The sequence below is a fragment of the Paraburkholderia domus genome (assembly GCF_905220705.1).
Lineage (GTDB): Bacteria > Pseudomonadota > Gammaproteobacteria > Burkholderiales > Burkholderiaceae > Paraburkholderia > Paraburkholderia domus.
The window spans coordinates 137,747-163,808 of record NZ_CAJNAT010000012.1; the positions used below are offsets into that span (position 1 = coordinate 137,747).

Sequence of the window (26,062 nt, forward strand, 5' to 3'; positions counted from 1 at the left end):
GTGGCGTTGAACCGATATGGCGAAACGGGATTACTACGAGGTTCTGGGCGTCGCAAAGAACGCGAGCGACGACGAAATCAAGAAGGCTTATCGCAAGCTTGCGATGAAGCACCACCCCGACCGCAATCCGGACAACAAGGATGCGGAAGGGCATTTCAAAGAGGTGAAGGAAGCCTATGAAATGCTGTCGGACTCGCAAAAGCGTGCTGCGTACGATCAGTACGGCCACGCTGGCGTCGATCCGAACATGGGCGGAGCAGGTGCGCAAGGTTTCGGCGGTTTTGCCGATGCGTTCGGCGATATTTTTGGCGACATTTTCGGCCAGGCGGCCGGCGGTGCCGCACGCGGCGGCGCAGGCCGTGCCGGCCCGCAGGTGTATCGCGGCGCCGATCTGCGCTACAGCATGGAAATCACGCTGGAACAGGCCGCACACGGCTACGACACGCAGATTCGCGTGCCGAGCTGGGTGTCGTGCGAAATCTGTCATGGTTCGGGCGCGAAGCCCGGCACCAAGCCGGAAACCTGCCCGACCTGTAGCGGTTCGGGTTCGGTTCGGATGTCGCAGGGCTTCTTCAGCATCCAGCAGACTTGCCCGAAGTGCCACGGCACCGGCACCTATATCCCTGAACCGTGCGGCCACTGCCACGGCGCGGGCAAGGTGAAGGAAACCAAGACGCTGGAAGTGAAGATTCCGGCAGGTATCGACGACGGCATGCGCATCCGCTCGGCTGGCAACGGTGAGCCGGGTATCAACGGTGGTCCGTCAGGCGATCTGTACGTCGAGATTCACATCAAGCAACACTCGGTGTTCGAGCGCGACGGCGACGACCTGCATTGCCAGATGCCGATTCCGTTCACCACGGCGGCACTCGGCGGCGAAATCGAAGTCCCGACCCTCGCGGGCCGTGCGAGCTTCACGGTGCCGGAAGGCACGCAGTCGGGCAAGACGTTCCGTCTGCGTGGCAAGGGCATCAAAGGGCTGCGTTCAAGCATTGCCGGCGATCTGTACGTGCATGTGCAAGTCGAAACGCCGGTCAAGCTCACCGAGCCGCAACGCGAGTTGCTTCAGCAATTCGAGAAGGCGCTCGTGGAAGGCGGCGCGCGGCATAGCCCGCAGAGCAAAAGCTGGTTTGATCGGGTGAAGAGCTTCTTCGATTAATGGCAGTTTGATTTGGCGGCAAGCATGACGGCAGATGAGCGCGACGCAGTTTTCGCGTTGCTCGACGATTGCGGCGCGACGGCGACGCGCCGTTCGAGCCGTCTGTACACGGGTTTTGTGCATGAACGGGTTTGCGCGGACGCCGCGCAACTCGAAGCCGTGTGCGAGGCCGTGGCCGCGGACACTCGGCGTGGTTTGCATGCCGTCTTGCTCGCCGACTATGAGTTTGGACGGCGTCTTCTCGGCGGCGGCCTTTCTCACCGGGCATTGAAAGAAACGCAGCGTGGCGATGCCACGCTGCGTTTTTTATTGTTTGAACGTTGCGAGAAACTGTCGCGCGGTGACGCAGATGCGTGGCTCGTGGAGCGCGACGGTGGCGCGCCCGAGCCATCGGTGGCGGGCACGGCGAACGTGCGCGCGAGCGTCGATCCAAAACAATTCAACGAAGCAATCGATGCGATCCATGCCGCCTTGCGCGCGGGCGACTCCTATCAGGTCAACTACACGTATCGGCTTGATTTTGATGTGTTTGGCTCGCCGACCGCGCTGTATCGGCGCCTGCGGGCTCGTCAGCCGGTACCGTACGGTGCGCTGATCGCGTTACCCGGCGGCAACTGGGTGCTGTCGTGTTCGCCAGAGCTGTTCATCGAGAAGCAAGGTGCCATGTTGCGCGCCCGGCCGATGAAAGGCACGGCGCCGCGATCAGCCGACCCCGTGGCTGATCGTCATGCCGCCGAATTCCTTGCGAACGACCCGAAGAATCGTGCTGAAAACGTGATGATCGTCGACCTGTTGCGCAACGATCTGTCGCGCGTGGCGCAGACTGGGTCGGTTAATGTGCCGGCGCTGTTTTCGGTCGAACCGTATGCATCGGTTTGGCAGATGACGTCCACGGTGTATTCGACGTTGCGCGCCGGCACATCTTTCGCCGAGATCATGCGCGCACTGTTTCCATGCGGCTCGATCACCGGTGCGCCGAAGCATCGCACGATGCAATTGATCGAAGAGCTCGAGAGCACGCCGCGGGGACTCTACACCGGCGCGATCGGTTGGCTCGATGCGCCCTCGACGGCCAAAAGCGAAAACGCCTGCGGCGATTTCTGCCTGTCCGTCGCGATTCGGACGTTGACTTTAAGTCCGACCGCGCAACTGGGTGAACTGCAAGGCAAGATGGGCGTCGGCGCGGGCATCGTGCTCGACAGCGTCGCGGCCGATGAATATGCGGAGTGCCAATTGAAGGCCAGCTTTCTGACCGGCGCCGAGCCGGGTTTCGAGCTCTTCGAAACGATGTATGCGACGCGCGAAGAGGGCGTGCGGCATCTGTCGCGCCATCTCGCGCGCCTTTCGGCGAGTGCCGCGACGTTCGGTTTCAAACTCGACGACGGAAACGCAATTCACGCGCAAATCGCAGAGAAATGTGCGGCGTTGCCAGCGCAAACCCCACACCGTATGCGCCTCGTGTTGAGCAAAAATGGCACGGTGCAGATAACGGCAGCAGTGCTGACTCCACTGGCCGAGTCGCCTGTGGGCGTGCTGCTCGGGCCGGACCATGACTTCCTGGCGACTCACGCCGATGATCCGCTGCTGCGCCACAAAACCACGCGGCGCGCGGAATACGATCGCGGCTGGCGTGAAGCGGAAGAGAAGGGTGCTTTCGACACACTGTTCTTTAACGAGCGCGGCGAGTTGACCGAAGGTGGCCGGTCGAACGTGTTTGTGAAACTGGCCGGACGGTGGTGGACACCACCATTAAATTCGGGCGTGCTGCCCGGGATCATGCGAGGCGTGCTGCTAGAGGATACCGACCTTCAGGCGGCTGAACGCGTACTGACTCGGGTCGATGTGCAGAATGCTAAAGCGCTTCTGGTGTGTAACGCGCTGCGAGGCGCGGTACAGGCATACGTGTTGGGCTGAGGTTAGCCGCGTTGTCAGCTTTGAACGTCGCGAGTCCTAGGGCAGGCTTAACTGTGGCGAACGTGCAGTACGCGGATCATCCATCCGGACAGGCGTGCGAGCCATGTGGATTCCCGCGTGTCGTGCGGTGCGGTGGCGTGGTTGCGGATTCCCGCTACGTCGATCAGGCAAAAGGGGCTCATGGTCATCTCTCTTCGGCAAGCGGCAAAGCCGCGTTAACAAGGTAGACGAAGATAGACGACCAGGTTTCCAGGCGATATCAGACGGGTCCCAAAACAGGCGTGGATGCACCCGACTAATTTGATTTGCTGGTAGGCCGGGTGCTTAGAACGTGTGCTCCGCCCCAGGAAACGAACCGTCCTTCACGGCACGCACATACGCTTCCACTGCAGCCTGGATGTTCGGCTGCCCCTGCATGAAATCTTTCACAAAGCGCGGCCGCTTGCCGGGGAAAATTCCCAGCATGTCGTGCAGCACCAGCACTTGACCCGAGCAGTCCAGACCCGCGCCGATGCCGATCGTCGGAATCCGCAATTGTTTGGTGACTTCGCTCGCGAGCAGCGTTGGGATCGCTTCCATCACGATCAGTTGGGCGCCCGCATTCTGCACGGCGAGCGAGTCGCGCAGCAGTTGGTTCGCACCCGCTTCGGTCTTGCCCTGCACCTTGAAGCCGCCAAACGCATGCACCGATTGTGGCGTCAGACCGACGTGCGCGCACACGGGAATCGCCCGTTCGACCAGAAAGCGCACCGTGTCCGCGAGCCACTCGCCACCCTCGAGCTTCACCATCTGCGCGCCGGCACGCATGAGTTCCACCGAGCTCCTGAAGGCGTCCTCCGGCGTGCCGTACGTGCCGAACGGCAGGTCGGCCACGATCAGCGCCGAGGGCCGCGCCCGCGCCACGCTCGCCGTGTGATACGCGATGTCGGCGAGCGACACCGGCAGCGTGGTGGTCTGGCCTTGCAACACGTTGCCGAGCGAATCGCCGATCAACAGGACGTCGACACCCGCACGATCCAGCAGCGCGGCGAAGCTCGCGTCGTAACAGGTCAGCATGGCGATCTTTTCACCGGCGTCGCGCATCGCCTGCAGTTTCGGCACGGTGATAGCGTTCCGGCTCGCTTCCTGCAAATAGGTCATGGGGAAAATCCGTTGGGAAAAGAGGGGGCGTGCCGCTTAAAGCGACGTGCCTTTGACAAAGAATTCCTTGCGGCCGCGCATGGTTTCGATGCGTTCGGCGAGTAGCGCAAGGTCCGCGTCCGAGTCGAGCGGATTCAGATGTTCAGCGTTGACCGTCAGCACAGGCGCGCCGTCGTAGTGATAGAAAAACTCGTTGTAGGCGTCGCACAGCGCGTGCAGATACGCATCGGAAATCTGCAGTTCCATTGGCACGGCGCGCTTCTGGATACGCGCGAACAGCACTTCGGGACTGGCTTGCAGATACACCACGAAATCCGGCGCAGGCGCGCTCACGTCGATCCGCGCGGCGAGCGCGCGATAAAGCTGCCACTCGTCTTCCTGCAGCGTCAGACGCGCGAAGATGTCGTTCTTCTGCGTCATGAAATCGGCAATGAGCGGTGTGCCCGCCACATGCGCGACCGCCACTTCCTGGGCTTGCTGCGCGCGCTGCAACGCGAAGTGCAATTGCGTGGGCAATGCATAACGCGCGGTGTCGCGATAAAAGCGTTCGAGAAAGGGATTGTTCTGCGGCCGCTCGAACAGTTCCTGCATCGACCAGCGCTGTGCAAGCCGCCGTGCGAGGGAGGTCTTGCCGACACCAATCGGCCCTTCGATTGCGATATAGCCGAAGGGAGGCTGCAGATGCGGCGCGGTGACCGTGAGCGGTGGCGAATTCATTCGCAACGACCCTTGTCCCCGGCGGGGGCGTCAGCAGTCAATGCATTGAGCATAGGGCAGTGGCAAGGCCCCTTTACCTTTTCGATGCGTTGATCACTCACGCCATCGAGCAGCGCCTCGGCACGGCCGTGCTGCGGGATGATCAGCGCTGCGTCGATCTCGACGAGCGGCACGAGTGCAAAGGCGCGCTCGATCAAACGCGGATGCGGCACGATCAGATCGGCCTCGTCGATCGCTTGATCGCCGTATAGCAGAATGTCCAGATCGAGCGTGCGCGGTGCGTTGCGAAACGGCCGCTCGCGGCCGAACTGATGTTCGATCTTGTGGCACAGCGCTAGCAGATGCCGCACGGGGAGCGTCGTTTCGACCTTCACGACGCAGTTGAAATAGTCGTCACCGCCCGCGTCAATCGGGGCAGTGCGATACAGGCTCGACTTGGCGAGCACGGAGATGGTGTGCTGTTGTGCCAGGCACACCACCGCGTCTTTCAGGGTCTGGCGCGCGTCCCCGAGATTCGCGCCGAGGCCGAGATAGGCAACCGTCATGGCATAACTTCCTACAACTGTCGTTCGACGGCAACAGCCAACGCCGCGTCAGTCTTCGTGCGAGCCGTCTTGGCCCGCGTCGTTGGCTGTGCGTTCGGCTGGCGCGCCGCCCTCCATTCCGTCGCCCGGTTTGCGGTTTCTGGCGCCACTGCTGCGCCGCCGTCGTTTTCTGGGGCTTCGGTCCTTCCCGCCTTGCGTGAGCAATGTCTCACGCGCAGCGACGTCTCCTTCGATGAACTCCGTCCACCACGTACCGACCGACTCATCGAGTTCGCCCGATTCGCAGCGCAACAGGAGGAAATCATACCCCGCTCTAAATCTTTGGTGTTCCAGCAGCTTCAGCGCGCTTCTTCCCGAGCGTTTCTCGAGGCGCAGCTGCAGGCCCCAGATCTCGCGCATATCCGACGAAAAGCGCTTGTGGATCGCGAGCTTCTCGGTTTGCATGTCGAGAACTTCGTCCATCGCGCGATGCAGTGCCGGCACCGGGTATTCGCCGTTCGCCTCAAATTGTTGCCAGCGCGTCTGGACGTCGTGCCACAGCAACGTGGCGAACAGGAAGCCAGGCGAAACCGGCTTGCCGGCACGCACGCGGGCGTCCGTATTGGTCAGCGCGAGTGTGATGAATTTCTCGCCGATCGGCTGCTCCAGCACCACGTCGAGCAGCGGTAGCAGGCCGTGATGCAGGCCTTCCTGGCGCAGACGTTTCAAGCAGGCGAGCGCGTGGCCCGACAGCATCAGCTTGAGCATCTCGTCGAACAGACGCGCGGCCGGCACGTTGTTGATCAGATCGGCCATTTTGGCGATCGGCGCGCGGGTCGTGTCTTCGATCTCGAACTCGAGCTTGGCGGCAAAACGCACCACGCGCAGCATGCGCACCGGATCTTCGCGATAACGCGTGGCCGGGTCGCCGATCATGCGCAACAGACGCGCGCGCATGTCGGCCATGCCGTTGTGATAGTCCAGCACGGTTTGCGTGGCCGGATCGTAGTACATCGCGTTGATCGTGAAGTCGCGGCGCGTGGCGTCTTCGTGCTGCTCGCCCCAGACGTTGTCGCGCAGCACGCGGCCGCTGGCGTCCACCGCATGCGTGCGGCGGTCGAGCTCGTCGCGCTTGAGGCGGCGAGGCGGCGCAGCGTCGGCCGCGGGCGGATCGACCAGCGCGCGGAACGTGGAGGTTTCGATGATTTCCTGGCCGAACTGCACATGCACGATCTGAAACCGGCGGCCGATGATGCGGGCGCGGCGGAACAGCTTCTGCACCTGTTCGGGCGTGGCGTCGGTCGCGACGTCGAAATCTTTCGGCTTGATGCCGAGCAGGAGATCGCGCACTGCGCCGCCGACGATAAACGCGCGATGCCCCGCCTCCTGCAGACCCTCGGTGACGCGAATGGCGTTCCTCGAGATCAGCGACTGATCGATGCCGTGCACGTCGTGCGGAATGATGACGGGCACGTCGGGGTCCGGCACGGCTTTGGCGACGGGGCGTGCCGGTTTGCGGCGCGTTTTGCTGGCGCCGGACGCGCTGCGTGCCGGTGCCTCGCCGGCTTCGTCTGTTTCGGCTTCGGCGGGCGGGGTGTCGTCAGCGGGCGCCGAGTCCTGGCCGAATAGCTTGCGGATAAGTTTTTTGATCACGAGGGTTGAAAGAGTTCGAGGATGCGCCAGCCTTTGGCCTGCGCATGGGCGCGCAATGTGTCGTCGGGATTGGTCGCGATCGGATCGGTGACCTTGTCGAGCAGCGGGATGTCGTTGTGCGAGTCGCTATAGAAATAGCTGTGCTCGAAGTCGTTCCAGGTCTTGCCAAGCGAAGCCAGCCACGCCTCGGTACGAACGATCTTGCCTTCCTTGTAGCTGGGCGTGCCGGTGGGGCGGCCGGTGTACGGCGAATGCGGCTGGCCGTCGACGGTTTCCGCTTCGCAGGCGATCAGCGCATCGACGCCGAACGCCTGGGCGATCGGGCGGGTGATGAATTCGTTGGTGGCGGTGACCACGCAGCAGAGGTCGCCGGCTTCACGGTGTTCCCTGACCAGTTCCAGCGCGACCGGAAAGATCGCCGGCTTGATCACTTCATGCATGTACTGCGCGTGAAGGTCGGCGAGCTGCGCGCGCGAATATCTTGCGAGCGGCGTGAGCATGGCAATCAGATAAGCGTGAATGTCGAGCTTGCCGGCTTTGTAGTCGGCGAAAAAGCGGTCGTTTTCACGAGCGAAATTTTCGGCGTCGACCATGCCTTGTTTCACCATGAAGCGGCCCCATTCGTGGTCGCTGTCGGTGGGGATGAGGGTGTGGTCGAGGTCGAAGAGTGCGAGGTTAGCCATGGGGGCCTATTTTACTTGAAGCGGCGGCAGGGGACGCGGATGAAGCGGCGGGTGACGCGGATGAGGCAGGCGCCGAGCGCCGATCGTCGGCGTCGGGAGAGGCCAGCATGGTGCGTAGGAGCGGTAGTGTGACCGCGCGTTTCTGTTCGAGCGAGAAGCGGTCGAGCGCGTCGAGCAATGCCATCAGGCTCGGCATATCGCGGCGAAAATGCGTGAGCAGGTAGGCGGGGACGTCGTCGGCGAGCATGATGCCGCGCTCGCGGGCAGCGTGTTTCAGCACCGCGGCTTTGCCTTCGTCCGGCAGCGGCGCGAGGTGGAACACGAGGCCCCAGCCGAGGCGCGTGCGCAGATCTTCACGCACCGTCATGCCGATCGGCGGCGCATTGCCGGCGGCGACAAGGGCGCTGGTGGGGTGCGCGCGTACTTCGTTGAACAGGTTGAACACGGCAATCTGTTGTGCCGCGGACAGGCCGTCGCAATCGTCGATCGCATACAGTGCGACGCGCGGGTCGAACGTGAAGGCGGCGAGGCTGCTCTGCGGACCGGCAAAGCGGGCATGACCCGGTGGCGCTTCGTGAACCAGCGCCTGCAGCAAGTGCGTGCGGCCGCTGCCGGCTTCGCCCCAGACGTAGAAGGTGCGATCGGCCACTGGCCCGGCCGCGAGCGCATTGTCGAGCTCGCGCAGCCGCGTGACCAGCTCGGCGTTGGCGCCGGCGAAGAAATTGTCGAATGTCGATGGCGGCGGGGTGCCGAGATCGAGCGTCAGTTGACGAAGCACAGTAGGTTAATGCCGAAAATGGGGCTTAGGCCGCAAATGGCCCGAACTTCGGGCCCTGAAACGTCAAGGAACAGTCAATGAGCAGTCAGTGACTCAGTTGTTGTAAAGCGTGCTCGCCAGATAGCTTTGACGCAACTCACGCATCGCTACCGACAGAATGGCGCTGACCGGCAGCGCCAGCAACACGCCGAAAAAGCCGAATAGCTGACCGAACGCGAGCAACGCGAAGATAACCGCGAGCGGGTGCAGACCGATCCGTTCGCCGACCAGGCGCGGCGTCAGATAAAAGCTCTCCACGATCTGACCGACGCCGTAAATCAACGCGACCGCGCCGAAGCCGTACCAGTCGCCGAACTGTAGCAGCGCCGCGAGCAGCGCCAGTGCGAGCCCGGTTGCAAAACCGATGTACGGGATGAACACGGCGAGACCCGTGAAAATACCCACCGGCAACGCGATCTCGAAGCCGGCGATGGTCAGCGCAATCGCATAATAGACCGCGAGCACCCCCATCACGAGCAACTGGCCGCGCAGGTATTGCGACAGCATCTGGTCCATGTCGCGCGCGAGTTGCAGCGTCTTTTCGAGCCAGCGGCGCGGCACCGTGATCTGCATGCGAGCGAGCATGCGGTTCCAGTCGTACAGCAGATAAAACAGCACGAGCGGCACCATCACAAGGTTGCCGACCACGGTCATCATCACGTTGCCGCTGGTGCGGATCGAGGTCCATGCATAGAGCGCGACCTGTTGCGCACTGCCTTCAAGCTGTCCCATCACGAGATCGCGAATACTGGCGAAATCGAGCGAGTCGGCGAGGCCCATCATGGCAAGCTTGGGTTGCAGCCAGGCGCTCACGTGCGCAAACAGTACCGGCACCTGCTGCTTCAACTGCGGACCTTCTTTCTGAATCACGGCCAGCACCAGCAGCACGAGCATCGTCATCAGCAACGAAAACAGCAGCATCATCAGCAAGGCGGCGAGTCCGCGCGGCACACGCCGGCGCACCATCCACGCGACGCCCGGTTGCAGAATGTACGCGAGAATGGCGCCGAGAAGGAACGGCGTGAGGACCGGACTCAGTAGCCAGAGCAGAATGCCGACGACCAGCGCGATCGCCAGCCAGATGAAGGCGCGGCGCTGGACGGGTGTCAGGATCGAGGGGTTTTGTTGCAAAATTGTTTCTCAGGTGTCGTCGCGACCGGATGATTCAAATTCCAGCCAGCCGGCCGGCATCGGGTAAAATCGCATTTTACCGACCTTCGAGCTCTTCCCCATGAATCAACCGAAATCCGCCCCGCATTCAACTGATTCGGCCCAAGGTTTGTCGTATCGCGACGCCGGCGTGGACATCGACGCGGGCGACGCCCTTGTCGACGCGATCAAGCCCTTTGCCAAAAAGACGATGCGCGACGGCGTGCTGGGCGGCATCGGCGGGTTTGGCGCGCTGTTCGAAGTGCCGAAGAAGTACAAGGAACCGGTGCTCGTGTCGGGTACAGACGGCGTCGGCACCAAGCTGCGCCTCGCGTTTCAACTGAACAAACACGATACCGTCGGCCAGGATCTGGTGGCGATGAGCGTCAACGACATTCTGGTTCAGGGCGCCGAGCCGCTGTTCTTCCTCGATTATTTCGCTTGCGGCAAGCTGGACGTCGGTACGGCGGCAACGGTCGTGAAGGGTATCGCGCATGGCTGCGAACTGTCGGGTTGCGCGCTGATCGGCGGCGAGACGGCTGAAATGCCGGGCATGTATCCGGACGGTGAATACGATCTGGCCGGTTTTGCGGTCGGCGCAGTGGAAAAGAGCAAGATTATCGACGGCAGCACAATCGCCCCGGGCGATGTGGTGCTGGGTATGGCTTCCAGCGGTATCCATTCGAACGGTTTTTCGCTGGTGCGCAAGATCATCGAGCGTGCGCAGCCGGATTTGAACGCGGATTTTGATGGCCGATCGTTGGCCGATGCGCTGATGGCGCCGACGCATATCTATGTGAAGCCCTTGCTGGCGTTGATGCAACAGATCGCAGTGAAAGGCATGGCGCACATTACCGGCGGCGGGTTGGTCGAGAATATTCCGCGCGTTCTGCGCGAAGGTCTGACGGCTGAGCTCGATCACAGCAACTGGCCGATGCCGCCGCTGTTCTCGTGGCTGCAGAAGCACGGCGGCGTGGCGGATGCGGAAATGCACCGCGTGTTCAACTGCGGCATCGGGATGGCGGTGGTTGTTTCCGCGGCTGATGCCGACGCTGCGATCGCGTCTTTGTCGGCGGCCGGCGAGCAGGTCTGGAAGATCGGCGTGATTCGCGAAAGCGCGGCCGGCGAAGCACAGACGGTAGTGATCTAACCAACCAGCTTAACCAAAGGCTGGTTTGCCTGCGCGGCGCTCAGAAAGACGGAGCCGCGCGGGCAAAGCCCTTTCAAATCAAATCTTCGATAAAGCTGACCACCTGCGCAGTCGCGTTGGGATCGCAGCAATCGACAACAACCCGCTCTGTCATGCTGCGCAGCCACGTGAGTTGCCGCTTGCACAATTGCCGGGTAGCAAAGACCCCCTTGTCCCGCATGGTCGAATAATCGACCGCCCCGTCCAGATATTCCCAGACTTGCCGATATCCCACGCAGCGCATGGACGGCATCTCGGGCGACAAATCCCCGCGTTTGCGCAACTTCACCACTTCGTCGATAAAGCCGTCGGCCAGCATGGCATCGAAGCGCTTTTCGATGCGCGCATGCAGGACGCTCCGGTCGGAAGGCTCCAACGCAATAGGCACGAAGCGCCACGCTAACGCGGCGTCATCCGTTCGAGCGGGCGCGGCCAGCAAAGCGGACATCGCATGCCCGGTCAGCATGAAAACTTCGAGCGCCCGCTGAATTCGCTGCGAATCGTTCGGTGCCAGGCGCGCAGCCGTAACGGGATCGATAGCGGCAAGCCGCGCATGCATCGCCGGCCAGCCGTCACGTGCGGCGTCGGCATCGAGTGTCGCACGCACGTCGGCATCGGCGGCGGGCAGGTCATTCAGTCCCTGTGTGAGCGCCTTGTAGTACAGCATGGTCCCGCCGACCAATAACGGCAGCCGTCCGCGTGCGCTGATCTCGCCGATCAGACGCAACGCATCGCTGCGAAATTCCGCCGCCGAATAGGCGTCCGCCGGATCGACGATATCGATCAGATGATGTGGCGCCACCGCGCGTTCTTGCGGCGTCGGTTTGGCGGTACCGATATCCATCTCGCGATAGACCAGCGCCGAATCGACACTGATGATTTCCACCGGGCGCCGTGCGGCCAGCGCCAACGCGGCAGCTGTTTTGCCGGATGCGGTGGGGCCGAGCAGGCAAGGAACCGGCGTGGGCGTACTAGAAGTGCTTGTAGTGCTTGAGGTCATGGGCAAGACGGCGCGCGCCGAATAAGCGGTGTCAGGCGCACCGTTATTGCCCACGCATGAACAGCCGATCCAGATCGGACAGCGTTAACTGATACCACGTCGGGCGCCCGTGGTTGCACTGGTCGGCGCGCTCGGTTGCCTCCATCTGGCGCAGCAGCGCGTTCATTTCATCGAGCGTCAGACGCCGGTTCGCGCGCACCGCGTGATGACAGGCGAGCGTGCCAAGCAGTTCGTGCTGGCGCTCGGTCAACACGCGTGAACCGCCGAAGGCATGCAGGTCGGAGAGAACCGCGCGCGCCAGCGCCTGCAGATCGGCATCTTTCAGCAAGGCAGGCACGGCGCGGATCGCGAGCGTGGTCGGCGACAGCACGGCGAGGTCGAAACCGAGTGCGTCGAGCGTGTCGCGCTCTTCTTCGACTGTGCCGATTTCGATCGGATCGGCCTGCATGGTCTGCGGGATCAGGAGCGGCTGGACGGCGATCGTGCGATCGGCCAGTGCGTTCTTGAACTGCTCGTACAGGATGCGCTCGTGCGCGGCGTGCATATCGACAATCACCAGCCCATGCGCGTTCTGCGCGAGCACATAGATGCCGTGAATCTGGCCGAGGGCGAAGCCGAGCGGTTGTTCGTCTGAGGCATTGAACGCAGGTGATGCGTAAGGCCCTGTGGCGTTGTACGGGGACGGTGCTTCCGCAGCCGAGTCGCGCGCTTCGAAGAGCGTCGCGCCTTCCACCGTGCCGGCGTTCGTGTCTCTGCGGCCGAAGAGGGCGTCGTAGAAGGCCAGCGGTTGGGCGACCGGCAACGTGCCTTGCGTCATGCGCGCCTGGCGCATCCATGTATTGCCTGGCTGCGAGGCTCCGAATCCGCTACCCATTCCACTACCGAGGCCGCCTGCGCCCGAGCTGGTGCCGAAGCCACCGCCTCCGACGCTCGCACCGCCCAGCGGCGTAGCGCCGAAAGATGCCGGTCCGCCCGGCGACGCTTCCAGATGCGCTGCATGCCCACCGGCAGTCGTTTCCGGCGATGCGCCCGCGTGCCGCGCCAACGCGCGCTGCACGGCGTGAAACACGAACTGGTGAATTGAACGCGAATCGCGAAACCGCACCTCGATTTTCGACGGATGCACGTTGACATCGACCGCTTCTGGCGGCAGATCGAGAAACAGCACGTAGGACGGATAGCGGTCGCCGTGCAGCACGTCTTCGTAGGCGGCGCGCACGGCGTGCGTGAGCAGCTTGTCGCGCACGAACCGGCCGTTGACGAAGAAATACTGCTGGTCAGCGCGCCCGCGGCTCGCGGTCGGCAGGCCGGCGCAGCCATAGACGGCGAGCGGTCCAGCGGATTCGTCGAGCGGCAGATGAGCCGTCGCAAAGGTTTCGCCAAGAATCTTCGCGACCCGCGCGGGCGGCTCGCTGGCGTTCCAGTGTTCGACCGCCTTGCCGTTGTGCAGGACCGAAATCGCCACATCCGGCCGAGCCAACGCAGCGCGGCGAATCTGTTCGAGGCAATGGCCGAGTTCGGTCTGTTCGCTTTTCAGGAATTTGCGGCGCGCGGGCGTATTGAAGTACAACTCGCGGACTTCGATCGTGGTGCCCTGGGTGCCGGCAGCGGGGCTCAGTACACCGGTTTGCGCGTCGACGCGAACAGCGTGCGGCGCGTCAGCGGTGCGGCTCGTGATCGCCATCTGTGCGACCGACGCGATCGACGCCAACGCTTCGCCGCGAAACCCCAGCGTGGCGACCGCTTCCAGTTCCGCGAGCGAGCGGATCTTGCTGGTCGCGTGACGCATCAGTGCGAGCGCGAGTTCGTTTTCGGGGATGCCGCAGCCGTCGTCGGTGATCGAGATGCGTTTGACGCCGCCTTCGTCGAGCAGGATGCGCAGCGTCTGCGCGCCGGCATCAAGCGCATTTTCCAGCAGTTCCTTGACCACCGAGGCCGGCCGTTCGACCACTTCGCCGGCGGCAATCTGACTGATCAGCTGATCGGGAAGGGGCTGGATCGCCCGCAACGGGCGTGGGACGGGCGCGGCGGCGGAAACTGCGGCCGCGTCGGCGGTGCCGGCAGGCGTTTCGGAGAATTCTGACATGGCGAAATTATAGCGATTCGCAGATTTTTAATCGCAATGGGGCACTTTCGGTATGATGGCGCGGTCAATTTCCGGCGGCGGGCATGCGCTCGTTGCGCATCGCTCGCAAGGCTGCTGACGCAGCCGTTCCCGCCACGCCTCACATTCGCTTAATAAAGGACGCGTTTTGGACACGTTGCTACACTTCGTCAACCTTGTCTTGCATATCGACAAGTTTCTGGGCGACTTCATTCACGTGTACGGCACCTGGGTTTATGCGGTGCTGTTTCTTATCGTGTTCTGTGAAACCGGGCTGGTCGTTCTGCCTTTTCTGCCGGGTGACTCGCTGTTGTTCATCGGCGGCGCGTTCTGCGCCAGTGGCGAAATGAACCTCGGTCTGCTGATCGTGCTGCTACTTGTCGCGGCGGTTGCCGGCAATACCGTCAACTACATGATCGGGCGGGCCATCGGGCCACGGGTGTTCAATTCGCACATCCCGTTCCTTGAGCGCTTCCTCGATCGTGCCGCGCTGCAGAAAACCCATAACTTCTACGAAAAGCACGGCGGCAAGACTATCGTACTGGCGCGTTTCATTCCGGTGGTGCGGACTTTCGCGCCGTTCGTTGCCGGCGCCTCGGAGATGACGGTGAGCCGGTTCCAGCTTTTCAATATCCTCGGCGCGCTTTTTTGGGTGCTGTTACTGGTGTTGCTCGGCTATTTCTTCGGCAACATCCCGTTCATCCGTCAATATCTGAATGTGATCGTGCTGGTGGGTATTGGTGCGGCCGTGGTGCCGGTTGTGCTTGGCGCACTGTGGAAAGTGATGCGTAAGAACGCCGAGGCCAAGTCGGGCAGCCGCTGACGCTACACATAGTACGAAGCTGGACGAACAAACGGCGTCGCGAATCTCGCGACGCCGTTTTCGTTTTGCGGTCTGGGTTTCCGTGAGTTGGGTCCGCTGAGCCTTAGTCCGGAGGCCTAAACCCCGATTCCGCTCAACTGACGATACGAGGCGCAATCGGTGTTTCCGGTGTCGGATAGCCTGCATCCTTGAAGGTCTGGATGATCGCGCGGTTGGTGTCGAAGTAGACCTGCCAGTAATGGTCGGTGTTCGTGTAGGGTCGCACGCACAGCAACGGTCCTTCCGGCGTGAAGCTCAGCACTTCGACATCCGGAGCGGGACTCTCAGCCACGTTAGGAATCTGCGTAACGGCCGCCTTCAGCCGGCTCATCGCATCGGTAGGATCGACGCCGTTCGCGATCTTCGCGGTCAGCTCGACGCGCCGCACCGGCAATGCGCTGTAGTTCGAGATCGTGTCCGAAAAGATCTTGTTGTTGCCAACGATGGTCGTCACATTGTCCGGCGTCACGATGGTCGTGCCGAACAGCCCCAGCTCCGAGACCGTGCCTGTGACGCCGCCCGCCATGACAAAATCGCCCACCTTGAACGGCCGTAGTACCTGCATGAAGATGCCTGCCGCGAAGTGGGCGAGCAAGCCGCCCCACGCGGTGCCGATTGCGAGACCGAGGCCGGCGAGCAAGGCGGCGAAGGAGGTAGTCTGGACGCCGAACACTTGCAGGATCGCGAGGATCAGCAGCAGGTTCAGCAGCGCGCCGAGAATCGAACCGAGGTAGTGAGCGAGGGTTGGGTCGACGCGGCCGTTTTTCGCCAGCAGTTTGCGGAGCAGGCCGGTGATCATGCCAATGACCCAGCGGCCGACGACCCACAGGACAATTGCGCCGAGTACCTTGGTGCCGAGGTCGATGCCTCGCGTCATGATGAACACGCGTATGGTTTCTAGATCCAAGATGTCCCTCGTTGGGTAAGTTGCCTTCGACTGATTGAACCACGGTAGTGCAATACAGCGGCAAATGCCCGGTGGCGGGCGCAAGCGGTAACTCTCGATCTTCGGAAGTTATACGCGACGGCGCGCGCAGGCGCAAGGTCCGTTCCTGTTGATGATGCGGATTGCGTGACGGGAGAAAACGGACAGCATGTGGCGGCGTTCTCGAGGGATGGAGCGTGCGTTGCCCGGGGACCTTGGGTGCCTCCGGCGCCCTTTAGCACGCGCGCGTGTCGTCGGTTTGTCGCTGACGAAATCTCGGATGCGGGCCGCGTAGGATTACATCGGCAGATGTGATTCGGAATACGGAGACGTGCGAATGACCAGTGTGTTCCCGTTCTCGTTCTTGGCTTTGGCGGGGCGCGTGCGGCGTGCTGCGTACCGCCACGCCAACGCGGAAATGGCTGCCAGCGCATACGCGGCGGCGCGTTCAAGGAATGCGCTCGATGTGCTGAACTTGCCATAGCGGCTCTGCGCATCGGCGAACACGAGAAAGGTCAGCGCGGCATCGAACAGCAAGGCTGCCGACGCCAGTGCGACGAAAATGTGCGCGCCGTTGAGCGCGGCGCCGGGTACGAGCCGGTTGCACAGGTGACACGCGCTCAGCACGATAGCAAGCAAAGCAAGGTTCGAGACGAGGTCGAACAGAAAGTTGGTCATGTTGACGGAATGAAAGCGCTGGGATCGGCGGTGTTGCCAAAGCGTCTGCTCACGCAGCATTGCAGCGTGATTCGCAGAACCGGCCGCGATCATTGCACGTCTCTACATCTCAATAAATATCAATGTTCGGAGTCCGTTGTATCTGCTTCGTATCGAAGAGGCGCGATGTAAGAATGTCATCATGGTTGCGTGGGTCATGATGATTTGCGTTGTGAGAATGTTTCACACCCATGCGAAGGACTGTGGCGATATCGTTGCGATATCCGTCGGTATCGAGATACTCGCGCGTGAAGCCTGGGCGCGAACGCCGCGGTCAGGCGCCCCGAGGCGGTGGGCGTGGCTGGATGGAGCATCCGACGCGGCGGCGTTCTTTGCGGTGGCTGTGCTGCAGTCGGGGGCAGGCGGCGGGAGCGCCGTGAAGGCGTGATTCGCTGACGCCTCGCGTAGATTCGAGCCGCAAAAAAGAAAAGGGCTTGCGACGCTGACGCGTGCAAGCCCTTGAATCTTTTGGTAGGCCGTACGGGATTCGAACCTGTGACCAACGGATTAAAAGTCCGCTGCTCTACCAGCTGAGCTAACGACCCAAAAGAGAAGCGAGATTATAGCGATAGCACCTATGGGCTGTCAACCCATGGCGGTTAGTCGAGTCATCCGCACTTCAGATAGTGAAAAGCCCGAGGTATCGCTACCCCGGGCTTTCCAGCGAGAGGCGCGCGTGGCTGTTGATCTGGAGACTGCGTGGCCACTGCGCGTTACGCCAACTGCTAAACCTTCTACGACTACTTGATCTGCGACAGCTTGCTCTGAGCTGACTGCGCGACGTCCGAGCCGCTGTACTGCGCCACGATCTGCTCCAGCGTCTTCTTGGCCGCGGCCTTCTGACCTTGCTCGAGCTGATTGTTTGCAATCGCGAGCAGCGCTTCCGGCGCTCGCGGATGCTGCGGATAGTTCTTCACCACACCTTGCCAGGTCGCCGTCGAGCCCTTGTAGTCACGCAACGCATACAGCGCGTTGCCGAGCCAGTACTGCGCGGTCGGCTGATACGGGCTGTTCGGAAACTTGGAGATGAAGCTGCGGAACGCCGCCGCTGCATTCTTGAAGTCGCCGTTGCGGAACAACTGCGAAGCCGCATTGAACGAATCGGTTTCACCCGGCTGCACCTCGCCCTGGACGCCGTCCACCGTCTGTTGCTGCGGCTCGAATTTCTTCAGCCGCGTGTCCAGATCGGTGTAGTAGTCCTTCTGCTGTTTTTGCAGCGTGGTGAGTTGGTTGCCCATATCTTCGTTCTGCCCACGCAGCGTCGCGACCTGCTGATTCAGCTGATCGAGGCGGTTGGACTGATCGAGGATCGTCCGCTGCGCGGCCGACAGTTGGCTCGACAGGCTATCGGTCTTCGAACGCAGATCGAGAATGGCCTGACGGGCCTGATCGTCGTCGAACATGCCCGCGTGCGCGGGCACAGCCGCGAAGGCCGTGCCCGCGACGCAGGCCGCTGCGGCAAACCGCAGCCAGGAGAAACGATGCGTCATTCGGCTCATCACCTGTTACTTACTGTTGGTACACGAGGTCGGCGCGGCGGTTTTGTGCCCACGACGATTCGTCATGACCGGTCGCTTGCGGCTTTTCCTTGCCGAGGCTCACGGCTTCCATTTGCGAGTCCGCCACGCCCATCAGCGACAGCGAACGGCGCACAGCTTCAGCACGCTTCTGGCCGAGTGCCAGGTTGTACTCGCTGGTGCCGCGTTCGTCGGTGTTGCCCTGGATCAGGACGTGACGTTGCGGATGGCTCTTCAGGTATTGCGCGTGTTGTTGCAGCAGCGATTGGTAGTCGTCCTTGACCGAGTAGCTGTCGAAGTCGAAGTAGATGCTGCGCTTGGCGAGCGGGCTGTTCGGGTCGTTCAGCGGATCGACGTTGACCTGAGCGACATCGGTCGGATTCGGTTGCGTCGAAACTGCACCACCCTTGTTAGCGTTTTCGTCGAGCTTGACGCCCGAGTGACATGCCGCCAGCGCACCGACCATCAATACGGCAAATGCGAAACGAAGTTTTGACATCATTTTGTTACTCTCCTTGTGTTATTGCATCAACAGTTACTGCATAAACGGGCCCCAGGACGGCTCGCGTACGCTGCCGCCCTGAACGGACAGGACCTGCCGAGTGCGACCGTCGGTCGATACTGCGGCCAACACGCCACGGCCGTTCACCTGTGTGGCGTAAAGAATGTACTGACCGTTCGCCGCGAAGCTCGGCGATTCGTCATGTGTGGTGTCCGTCAGGCCCGTGGCCGTATTGCCTTGCAGGTCCTGGATATAGAGCCTGAAGCCACCGCCGACACGCGAGATATAGGCGAGCTGCTTGCCGTCCGGGCTGACGCGCGGGCTGGTGTTGTAGTTGCCCGTGAAGGTCACGCGCTGCGCGGCGCCGGCATTCTCGCCCTGGGCCGACATCTTGTAGATCTGCGGTTGGCCGCCGCGGTCGCTGGTGAAATAGATCGACTGGCCGTCAGGAGAGAAGCACGGTTCAGTGTCGATCGAGGTACCTTGCGTCAGGCGCCGCAGGCCGCTGCCGTCAGCATTGACGGCGAAAATCTGCGTGTTGCCGGTGCGCGAGAGCGCGACGGCCAGCGTGCGGCCATCAGGCGACCAGGCCGGCGCACTGTTGTTACCTTTCTGGTCCGATACGACCACGCGACGGCCCGTAGGCAGGTCGTGGATATAGACGATCGGCTTCTTCTTTTCGAACGAAACGTAAGCGACCTTGGTGCCGTCAGGCGACCACGCCGGCGAGATGATCGGCTCGGGGCTGGACAGCGCGATGTGCGCGTCCTGGCCGTCCGAATCGGAAATCTGCAACTGATAACGGCCGCCGGTCTTGATGACATACGAGAGGCGCGTGGCGAACACGCCGCGGCCGCCCATCAGCTTCGCGTAGATATAGTCCGCGACCTTGTGCGCGCTCATGCGCAGCCCGCTTTCCGGGCTCACCAGCACGAGGCCGCCGAGGCTTTCGCCCTTGACGGTGTCGTACAGTTTGAAGCGCACTTCGTACTGGCCGTTCGGCAAACGGTTCACGCTGCCCGACACGAACGCGTTGGCGCCCTTGGCCTTCCAGCTGCCGAGGTCGACGGAATCGGTTTCTGCGACCGGCGTGCTGCCCGCGTCGATATTCGTGAATTTCCCGCTGCGTTGCAGATCCTGACGCACGATCGTGCTGACCTGCTGCGGCGAGTTCGCTTCATTGGCGAAATTCGCCGTTGCGATCGGAAACTGGGTGGACCCGACGCCCGTCACGAGGACGTTGAGTTGCGCATTGGCTGCTCCGCCGACGGCGATCAGGCACGACGCTACAAGTGTCCGCAGGCCTAGCTTGGTCATCAAACTCATGCTGAATGGTTTCCCCAAAAACGGTTTTACTAACACTTCATGACAGCATGACAGACCCGCAAACATTTAATTCGTTCCCGGGCGCGCCACGCTGGGCGGGGCGCTTCGTCTGCTGTCAACTGACTGTCAATCTGTTGCAATCATCCTGCCGGGCGCAACGTAATCTTGAAGCTGGTCGGCGTCTTCCCGTCGATGTCCTGAGGCATCGGATTGGAGCGCTGGACAGCCCGCAGTGCCGCATCGTCCCACGCCGAGTTGCCGCTGCTGCGCGAGATCTGCGCGTCCAGCAGCGTGCCCGTTGGCGAGCAGCGTACGGAGATCACAGTCTCAAGACCTTCCGTTTCGCCACCCCACGAGATGTTCGGGCGGACCACACGACGCACCTTGTCCGCGTAACCCGGCGATGTCGCCGTACCACCTGAGCCGCTACCCGTGCCGCTCTTCGCAAGCCCATTGCCGGTCGAGCCTTCGCCACCGGCCGAACCTTGCATCTGGGCAAGCCGCGCACGCCGTTCCGCATCCAGCTTCTTGGCTTGCGCCGCAGCATCGGCCTGGGCCTGGGCCTTGGCCTTCGCCGCTTTCTGCGCATCGGCCTTCTTCTGCGCGTCAGCTTCGGCCTGTTTTTGCTGCTCCTGCTGCTGTTGTTCTTTCAACTGCTGCTGTTTTTGCTGCTCGGCCAATTGCTGCTGCTTCAGGTTCGCGGCCTGCTGCTGTTGCACCTGTTTCTGCTTGGCAGCCGCTGCTTTTTGCGCGGCAAGTTGCGCAGCCTGATCGGCCGCCAACTGCTGCTGGCGCTTCGCCTCGGCTTCCTGCTGGGCTTGCAGCTTCTGCTGACGCAGCTGCTCAGCCAGTTGCGCCTGGCGGGCCGCTTCCTGTTGCTGGCGTTTCTTTTCCTGTAGCGCGATGTCGGCCTGTTCGTCCGGCAGCGGCGGGGCAGGGGCTACGGGTACGGGCGGCGGAGGCGGCTGACGCGGGATGGCCGTATCGGGCACCTCGGTCCACAGTTCGGCTTCCGCGCCGGCCGGCGTGCTGTTCTGCCATTGAATGCCGTGGTACAGGAAGAATCCGAGCAGCGCATGCATCACCAGCGCGAACGCGAAGGCTCGCCCGGTGCCGCGTTCACGCGGTGGCTGGAGCGGGTATTCGGAATTCTTGCGGATCATTGCGATTTGACGAGCAGTCCAACGCGTTTGACGCCCTGAGCTTTCAGCTCGGACATCACATTCATCACGACTTCGTACTTCACGGTCTTGTCGGCGGCGATCACGACCGGCTGGTCAGGGTGCGATTGCGCGCGGTCGGCGATGAAGCCGTGGAGATCGGCCTTGGTCATGTCTTCCTGTTGCTGCGCGCCCGCGTCGTCCTTGTATTTGACGCTCATATTGCCGTCTGCGCGAATATTGACGATCACGGGCGGAGTCTGTTGCTGCGGCGCTGCACCGCCGACGGTCGGCAGATTGACGATCGACGGGGCGACGAGCGGCGCGGTCACCATGAAGATCACGAGAAGCACGAGCATCACGTCGATATACGGCACGACATTGATGTCGGCCATCGCGCGGCGCTGACGGGAGCCGCGCATACTGGAGGAAGAGCCTGCCATCGTGGACTCCTTACTGTGCCTGACGCTGCAAAATGTTCGAGAACTCTTCGATAAACGTCTCGAAGCGGATCGCCAGACGGTCGATATCGTGCGCGTAGCGGTTGTAGGCGACCACGGCCGGAATCGCGGCGAACAGGCCGATTGCGGTGGCGGTCAGCGCTTCGGCAATGCCCGGCGCAACGTTCGCAAGCGTAGCCTGCTGCACGTTGGCGAGGCCGCGGAACGCATTCATGATCCCCCAAACCGTGCCGAACAGACCGATATACGGGCTGACCGAGCCGACCGACGCGAGAAACGCCAGATTTGCCTCGAGCACGTCCATTTCACGCTGGAACGCCGCGCGCATGGCACGGCGTGCGCCGTCGAGAATCGCGCCTGAATCGTTCAGGCGCTTTTCCTTACCCTTCAGGAATTCGCGCATGCCGGACTCGAAAATCCGTTCCAGTGCGCCGATCGTGTGGCGGTTGTTCGCGGCGCTCTGATAGAGCGCCTGCAGGTCGCCGCCCGACCAGAAATCGCGTTCGAAGCGTTCAGTTTGCGCGCGCGCCCGGCGGATCGCAAACCACTTGCGGAAGATGAAAGTCCACGACAGCAGCGACAACAGAAGCAGCAGCGCCATGACGGCCTGCGCCAGCAGGCTCGCATTGAGTACGAGAGAAATGATCGAAAGATCTTGTGTAGTGTTCATAAAGGTTCGTTTTAACGTCCCGGAAGGGGGCGTCCGGCTGCAAGGTCACTCGAAGCTTGCCGTGAGCAAAACGGAAGCATCGGCGATATTGCAAGCCGAACCATGCTTTGTGTTGCTTGATCGATATGAGTTCACTGGCCCCGTAACAACGGGGTTCAGTCGTTGTCCGTTGACATACCGCGGTCGTTCACATTTGGCCCGCGCCGCAAAGCGGCGAGAACCGGTGGCGGAATCGCGGCCGGCCGCAGCGCAATGCGGTCGACGCAGCCAAGCCGGATGGAACCGGTAGCAAGCAGCGTACCGTCCCGCCACGCTTCCTGCGCAAAATCGACGGATGCGCGGCCAAGACGCTCGATTCGGCTTACCACTTTGACGACGTCGTCGAGCCGGGCCGGCGCCCGATAGTCGACTGCGGTGCTGCGCACGATGAAGATTGCGTCCGTGTCATCTGCCAGCCGGTTCTGGCCGACGCCGCACGCGCGCAGCCATTCGGTGCGCGCCCGCTCAAAAAACTTCAGGTAATTCGCGTAAAACACGATGCCGCCGGCGTCGGTATCTTCGTAGTACACGCGGATTGGCCACGTGAAGCTGATTTCCGTGCCGGACTGGCTGGTCAACATATTCATGCGGCGCATTTTACCGGAACGCACACCCGGAGGTCTGTTTCAAGATGTGCGCCCCGCCCGGCGGCCCTCAGCTGGAATTTCAGCCGCGATGAACCGACAAAGCGGAGAACGATTGGGCCACCGGCATCAGCTCGATCGTGTTGATGTTGACGTGTGCAGGCCGGGTGGCGATCCAGTAGATCGAGTCGGCGATATCTTCGGGTGTCAGCGGTTGTACGTTTTCGTACATTTTGGCCGCTTTTTCGTCGTTGCCGCGGAAACGCACGTTCGAGAACTCGGTGCCGCCGCACAGGCCCGGCTCGATGTTGGTCACGCGCAATGCCGTGCCGGCCAGATCGGCACGCAGATTCAGACTGAACTGGTGCACGAACGCTTTGGTGGCGCCATAGACGTTGCCGCCCGCATAAGGCCAGCTGCCGGCCGCCGAACCCAGATTGAAGATGTGACCGCGATTGCGCTCCACCATGCCGGGCAGGAGGGCGTGCGTAATCTGCACGAGGCCCGTGCAGTTGGTGTCAATCATGGTGTTCCATTCGTCGAGATTCGCCTTTTGCGCCGGCTCGACGCCGAGCGCGAGCCCGGCATTGTTGACGAGCACGTCGAGCGCGGCGAAATCGGCGGGCAGCGAGGCCGGCACGGCTTCGACGGCGGCGCGGTCGCGCACGTCGAGTTCATACGGCAGAAGGGCGTCGCCGAGTTCGTCGGCGAGTTCCTGCAGGCGGTCCTTACGGCGCGCGGTGGCGACGACACGATGGCCACCCTTGACGAAAGCACGAGCAATAGCGGCGCCGAATCCCGCGGACGCTCCGGTGACGAACACGATCATTGCAGTTCCCTGGCTGGTAAAAGAGAAAGGTCCCAAGCCTACTTCCAATGCGGCGCTGCGGCAAGGATGAACCAGCCGTACAAGCGGCTGTGGCAGGGAGGCGGAGCGGGTTCCGGGTGCGCTTTCGTCAGACATTTGCAAGCTGCTGGCGGCAGCGCCGTAACCGGCTTCGCGAGCGCCCAAGGGGTCGTCAGGAAGCCGGTTGCCTATTCGATCCTCTTCCAATAAACTAACGCGCTCATCCCTGCGTGACTGGCGATAGAACCGGTTCAAGCAATCGGGTTCAAGGTGGAACAACCCACCGTGAAGCGCAGGGTGCCGTTTTGCCGTTCGCCTGGGCAGCCGTGATCCGCGCGCATTTATCTGCGCTGACGGTGGCTGTCCTGCCTCGCGTGTGCGGCGATTCTCCATCCGCCACGTCAGGGCTGGCCCAGCCGCCAGCAGCGCTGCGTACCCTCTACGCAAGATTCGGCGCACGATCCGGTCAACCTGAACACACTCAACGGAATCCGTATGTTTGACAGAGCCCAAAGCACCATTGCCAACGTCGATCCTGAACTCTGGAAGGTCATCGAGCAGGAAAACCGCCGTCAGGAAGAGCACATCGAACTGATCGCGTCGGAAAACTACACGAGCCCGGCCGTGATGGCTGCGCAAGGCTCGCAACTCACCAACAAGTACGCCGAAGGGTATCCGGGCAAGCGCTACTACGGTGGCTGCGAGTTCGTGGACGTCGCCGAGCAGCTGGCGATCGACCGCGTCAAGCAACTGTTCGGCGCTGAGGCTGCCAACGTGCAGCCGAACTCGGGCTCGCAGGCTAACCAGGGCGTGTTCTTCGCCATGCTCAAGCCGGGCGACACGATCATGGGCATGAGCCTCGCGCACGGTGGCCACCTCACGCACGGTTCGCCGGTCAACATGTCGGGCAAGTGGTTCAACGTGGTGAGCTACGGCCTGAACGAGGCCGAAGACATCGACTACGACGCTGCAGAGAAGCTGGCTCAGGAACACAAGCCGAAGCTGATCGTGGCGGGCGCGTCGGCGTTTTCGCTGCGCATCGACTTCGAACGGATGTCGAAAATCGCCAAGTCGGTCGGCGCGTATTTCATGGTCGACATGGCGCACTACGCCGGCCTGATCGCCGCGGGTGTCTACCCGAACCCGGTGCCGCACGCCGATTTCGTCACCACCACCACGCACAAGAGCCTGCGCGGCCCGCGCGGCGGCGTGATCCTGATGAAAGCCGAGTTCGAGAAGCAGATCAATTCGGCAATTTTCCCGGGTATTCAGGGTGGTCCGCTGATGCACGTGATCGCCGGCAAGGCTGTCGCGTTCAAGGAAGCACTGTCGCCGGAGTTCAAGACGTACCAGCAGCAAGTCGTCGAAAATGCGCGCGTGCTGGCTGAAACGCTGGTCAAGCGTGGTCTGCGCATCGTCTCGGGCCGCACCGAAAGCCACGTGATGCTGGTTGACCTGCGCGCGAAGAAGATCACCGGCAAGGCAGCGGAAGCTGCGCTCGGCGCCGCGCACATCACGGTCAACAAGAACGCGATTCCGAATGACCCGGAAAAGCCGTTCGTCACGAGCGGCGTGCGTCTCGGCTCGCCGGCCATGACCACGCGCGGTTTCGGTGTCAAGGAAGCGGAGCAGGTGGGTAACCTGATCGCCGACGTGCTGGACAACCCGGAAGACGCAGCCACGATCGAACGTGTGCGCGCGCAAGTCGCCGAGCTGACCCAGCGCTTCCCGGTTTACCGCTAAGCCGCCATGCACTGCCCCTTCTGCCGTCACGCCGATACGCAAGTTGTGGATTCCCGCGTATCCGAAGACGGTGCGACGATTCGCCGGCGCCGCCGCTGCCCGGCTTGCGACAAACGTTTCACGACGTATGAGCGGGTCGAGCTGGCGTTGCCGTCGGTCGTCAAGAAAGATGGCAGTCGCACGGAATTCGATCGCCGCAAGATCGTTGCAAGCATGCAACTGGCGCTGCGTAAGCGCCCGGTGGCAGCGGACGCGATCGACGCGGCAGTCGCCCGCATCGAGTATCAACTGCTCGGCAGCGGCGAGCGTGAGGTGCGCAGCGAGCGCCTCGGCGAACTCGTGATGAACGAGTTGCGTGCGCTCGATACCATTGCTTATGTTCGTTTCGCCTCTGTCTACCGGCGCTTCGAAGACGTCTCCGAATTCGAGGACGTGATCGAAGAATTTCGCCGCGCCTCTTCCCCTCCCAAGCCGCCCCGTAAGCGCTGATTGCTGTCGCGCCGGAAATTGCGCTCCAGTTTTCGTTTTCCGCTGCGTAGGTCCGCGCATCTGCATCTCCGCTCCCGTTATGGTTCGTCACACGTGCATTTTTGCGCCGGATAGCGTCTGAGTGCCACCTGGCCATTCGGCCGATTGCTGGCCCGTTTGCACATTGCTAGA

General features: G+C 62.1%; 26 protein-coding genes, 1 tRNA gene and 1 riboswitch. Of the genes, 6 read left to right on the forward strand and 21 right to left on the reverse strand.

Annotation, left to right across the window (positions count from 1 at the left end):
• Positions 1 to 16: 16 nt before the first annotated feature.
• Together dnaJ and pabB are read left to right on the forward strand one after the other, a co-directional pair.
• On the forward strand, positions 17 to 1,159 hold the full coding sequence (gene dnaJ / locus KHO31_RS21135) for a molecular chaperone DnaJ (protein WP_201080236.1): 1,143 nt from the start codon (positions 17 to 19) through the stop codon (positions 1,157 to 1,159).
• Between the two features lie 24 nt (positions 1,160 to 1,183).
• Positions 1,184 to 3,073: an aminodeoxychorismate synthase component I gene (pabB, locus tag KHO31_RS21140; protein ID WP_201080238.1), complete on the forward strand. Its 1,890-nt coding sequence runs from the start codon at positions 1,184 to 1,186 to the stop codon at positions 3,071 to 3,073.
• A gap of 47 nt (positions 3,074 to 3,120) precedes the next feature.
• On the opposite strand, the gene KHO31_RS39735 is transcribed toward pabB, so the two are convergent.
• From KHO31_RS39735 to KHO31_RS21175, 8 genes are all read right to left on the reverse strand, one after another.
• On the reverse strand, positions 3,121 to 3,255 hold the full coding sequence (locus KHO31_RS39735) for a hypothetical protein (protein ID WP_268961923.1): 135 nt from the start codon (positions 3,253 to 3,255) through the stop codon (positions 3,121 to 3,123).
• A gap of 142 nt (positions 3,256 to 3,397) precedes the next feature.
• Positions 3,398 to 4,213, reverse strand: a complete 816-nt coding sequence (gene panB, locus KHO31_RS21145) for a 3-methyl-2-oxobutanoate hydroxymethyltransferase (protein WP_201080240.1) — start codon at positions 4,211 to 4,213, stop codon at positions 3,398 to 3,400.
• A gap of 36 nt (positions 4,214 to 4,249) precedes the next feature.
• Positions 4,250 to 4,930, reverse strand: coding sequence for a deoxynucleoside kinase (locus KHO31_RS21150; protein WP_201080242.1), 681 nt, complete (start codon positions 4,928 to 4,930; stop codon positions 4,250 to 4,252).
• Positions 4,927 to 5,475, reverse strand: a complete 549-nt coding sequence (gene folK, locus KHO31_RS21155; RefSeq protein WP_201080244.1) for a 2-amino-4-hydroxy-6-hydroxymethyldihydropteridine diphosphokinase — start codon at positions 5,473 to 5,475, stop codon at positions 4,927 to 4,929. Before folK ends, KHO31_RS21150 begins: the two co-directional genes overlap by 4 nt.
• Before the next feature lie 48 nt (positions 5,476 to 5,523).
• Positions 5,524 to 7,107, reverse strand: coding sequence for a polynucleotide adenylyltransferase PcnB (pcnB, locus tag KHO31_RS21160; protein ID WP_201080246.1), 1,584 nt, complete (start codon positions 7,105 to 7,107; stop codon positions 5,524 to 5,526).
• Entirely contained in the window at positions 7,104 to 7,790 is a 687-nt protein-coding gene (locus KHO31_RS21165; protein WP_201080248.1) for a histidinol-phosphatase, read from the reverse strand. Before KHO31_RS21165 ends, pcnB begins: the two co-directional genes overlap by 4 nt.
• The gene (gene hda, locus KHO31_RS21170) at positions 7,783 to 8,568 is read right to left on the reverse strand and encodes a DnaA regulatory inactivator Hda (protein WP_201080250.1); all 786 of its coding nucleotides are present in this window, start codon (positions 8,566 to 8,568) and stop codon (positions 7,783 to 7,785) included. The genes KHO31_RS21165 and hda overlap by 8 nt, the downstream gene beginning before the upstream one ends.
• Positions 8,569 to 8,661: 93 nt before the next feature.
• Entirely contained in the window at positions 8,662 to 9,738 is a 1,077-nt protein-coding gene (locus KHO31_RS21175; protein ID WP_201080252.1) for an AI-2E family transporter, read from the reverse strand.
• A gap of 100 nt (positions 9,739 to 9,838) precedes the next feature.
• Here KHO31_RS21175 and purM point away from each other — a divergent pair, with 100 nt between their 5' ends.
• Positions 9,839 to 10,906, forward strand: a complete 1,068-nt coding sequence (gene purM / locus KHO31_RS21180) for a phosphoribosylformylglycinamidine cyclo-ligase (RefSeq protein WP_201080254.1) — start codon at positions 9,839 to 9,841, stop codon at positions 10,904 to 10,906.
• Positions 10,907 to 10,979: 73 nt separating this feature from the next.
• Here purM and miaA read toward each other — a convergent pair whose 3' ends face one another.
• Positions 10,980 to 11,945, reverse strand: coding sequence for a tRNA (adenosine(37)-N6)-dimethylallyltransferase MiaA (miaA, locus tag KHO31_RS21185; protein WP_201086268.1), 966 nt, complete (start codon positions 11,943 to 11,945; stop codon positions 10,980 to 10,982).
• 43 nt (positions 11,946 to 11,988) lie between these two features.
• Positions 11,989 to 14,031 (reverse strand): DNA mismatch repair endonuclease MutL, encoded by a 2,043-nt coding sequence (gene mutL, locus KHO31_RS21190; RefSeq protein ID WP_201108227.1) that lies wholly within the window; start codon positions 14,029 to 14,031, stop codon positions 11,989 to 11,991.
• Positions 14,032 to 14,197: 166 nt separating this feature from the next.
• Here mutL and KHO31_RS21195 point away from each other — a divergent pair, with 166 nt between their 5' ends.
• The gene (locus KHO31_RS21195; RefSeq protein WP_201080259.1) at positions 14,198 to 14,872 is read left to right on the forward strand and encodes a DedA family protein; all 675 of its coding nucleotides are present in this window, start codon (positions 14,198 to 14,200) and stop codon (positions 14,870 to 14,872) included.
• A 133-nt stretch (positions 14,873 to 15,005) separates the two neighbouring features.
• Here the strand turns inward: KHO31_RS21195 and KHO31_RS21200 are convergent, their stop codons facing one another.
• The 11 genes from KHO31_RS21200 to ydfG all read right to left on the reverse strand — a co-directional run bounded on the left by KHO31_RS21200 (position 15,006) and on the right by ydfG (position 23,641).
• The gene (locus KHO31_RS21200) at positions 15,006 to 15,818 is read right to left on the reverse strand and encodes a mechanosensitive ion channel family protein (protein ID WP_201080261.1); all 813 of its coding nucleotides are present in this window, start codon (positions 15,816 to 15,818) and stop codon (positions 15,006 to 15,008) included.
• Positions 15,819 to 16,133: 315 nt separating this feature from the next.
• The gene (locus KHO31_RS21205) at positions 16,134 to 16,514 is read right to left on the reverse strand and encodes a hypothetical protein (RefSeq protein ID WP_201080349.1); all 381 of its coding nucleotides are present in this window, start codon (positions 16,512 to 16,514) and stop codon (positions 16,134 to 16,136) included.
• Between the two features lie 508 nt (positions 16,515 to 17,022).
• Positions 17,023 to 17,098 (reverse strand) — tRNA-Lys (locus KHO31_RS21210).
• A 195-nt stretch (positions 17,099 to 17,293) separates the two neighbouring features.
• Positions 17,294 to 18,043 carry a tol-pal system protein YbgF gene (gene ybgF, locus KHO31_RS21215; protein ID WP_201086270.1) on the reverse strand — a complete coding sequence of 250 codons (750 nt, stop codon included), beginning with the start codon at positions 18,041 to 18,043 and terminating at the stop codon, positions 17,294 to 17,296.
• Positions 18,044 to 18,062: 19 nt separating this feature from the next.
• Entirely contained in the window at positions 18,063 to 18,572 is a 510-nt protein-coding gene (gene pal, locus KHO31_RS21220; protein ID WP_028198812.1) for a peptidoglycan-associated lipoprotein Pal, read from the reverse strand.
• A gap of 33 nt (positions 18,573 to 18,605) precedes the next feature.
• On the reverse strand, positions 18,606 to 19,898 hold the full coding sequence (gene tolB, locus KHO31_RS21225; protein ID WP_201086271.1) for a Tol-Pal system beta propeller repeat protein TolB: 1,293 nt from the start codon (positions 19,896 to 19,898) through the stop codon (positions 18,606 to 18,608).
• A 140-nt stretch (positions 19,899 to 20,038) separates the two neighbouring features.
• On the reverse strand, positions 20,039 to 21,061 hold the full coding sequence (tolA, locus tag KHO31_RS21230) for a cell envelope integrity protein TolA (RefSeq protein ID WP_201086272.1): 1,023 nt from the start codon (positions 21,059 to 21,061) through the stop codon (positions 20,039 to 20,041).
• Positions 21,058 to 21,501: a protein TolR gene (gene tolR, locus KHO31_RS21235; protein WP_175052153.1), complete on the reverse strand. Its 444-nt coding sequence runs from the start codon at positions 21,499 to 21,501 to the stop codon at positions 21,058 to 21,060. The genes tolA and tolR overlap by 4 nt, the downstream gene beginning before the upstream one ends.
• A 10-nt stretch (positions 21,502 to 21,511) precedes the next feature.
• The gene (gene tolQ, locus KHO31_RS21240) at positions 21,512 to 22,189 is read right to left on the reverse strand and encodes a protein TolQ (protein WP_074285341.1); all 678 of its coding nucleotides are present in this window, start codon (positions 22,187 to 22,189) and stop codon (positions 21,512 to 21,514) included.
• A gap of 155 nt (positions 22,190 to 22,344) precedes the next feature.
• Complete coding sequence (gene ybgC, locus KHO31_RS21245; protein ID WP_201086287.1) at positions 22,345 to 22,824, reverse strand: tol-pal system-associated acyl-CoA thioesterase; 480 nt, start codon at positions 22,822 to 22,824, stop codon at positions 22,345 to 22,347.
• 70 nt (positions 22,825 to 22,894) lie between these two features.
• The gene (ydfG, locus tag KHO31_RS21250; RefSeq protein WP_201080272.1) at positions 22,895 to 23,641 is read right to left on the reverse strand and encodes a bifunctional NADP-dependent 3-hydroxy acid dehydrogenase/3-hydroxypropionate dehydrogenase YdfG; all 747 of its coding nucleotides are present in this window, start codon (positions 23,639 to 23,641) and stop codon (positions 22,895 to 22,897) included.
• 238 nt (positions 23,642 to 23,879) lie between these two features.
• A riboswitch (ZMP/ZTP riboswitch) is annotated at positions 23,880 to 23,988 on the forward strand.
• 166 nt (positions 23,989 to 24,154) lie between these two features.
• On the opposite strand from ydfG, the gene glyA reads away from it, so the two are divergent.
• Positions 24,155 to 25,402, forward strand: a complete 1,248-nt coding sequence (glyA, locus tag KHO31_RS21255; RefSeq protein ID WP_201080274.1) for a serine hydroxymethyltransferase — start codon at positions 24,155 to 24,157, stop codon at positions 25,400 to 25,402.
• A gap of 6 nt (positions 25,403 to 25,408) precedes the next feature.
• Positions 25,409 to 25,891, forward strand: a complete 483-nt coding sequence (gene nrdR / locus KHO31_RS21260; protein WP_091796645.1) for a transcriptional regulator NrdR — start codon at positions 25,409 to 25,411, stop codon at positions 25,889 to 25,891.
• Positions 25,892 to 26,062 lie beyond the last annotated feature (171 nt).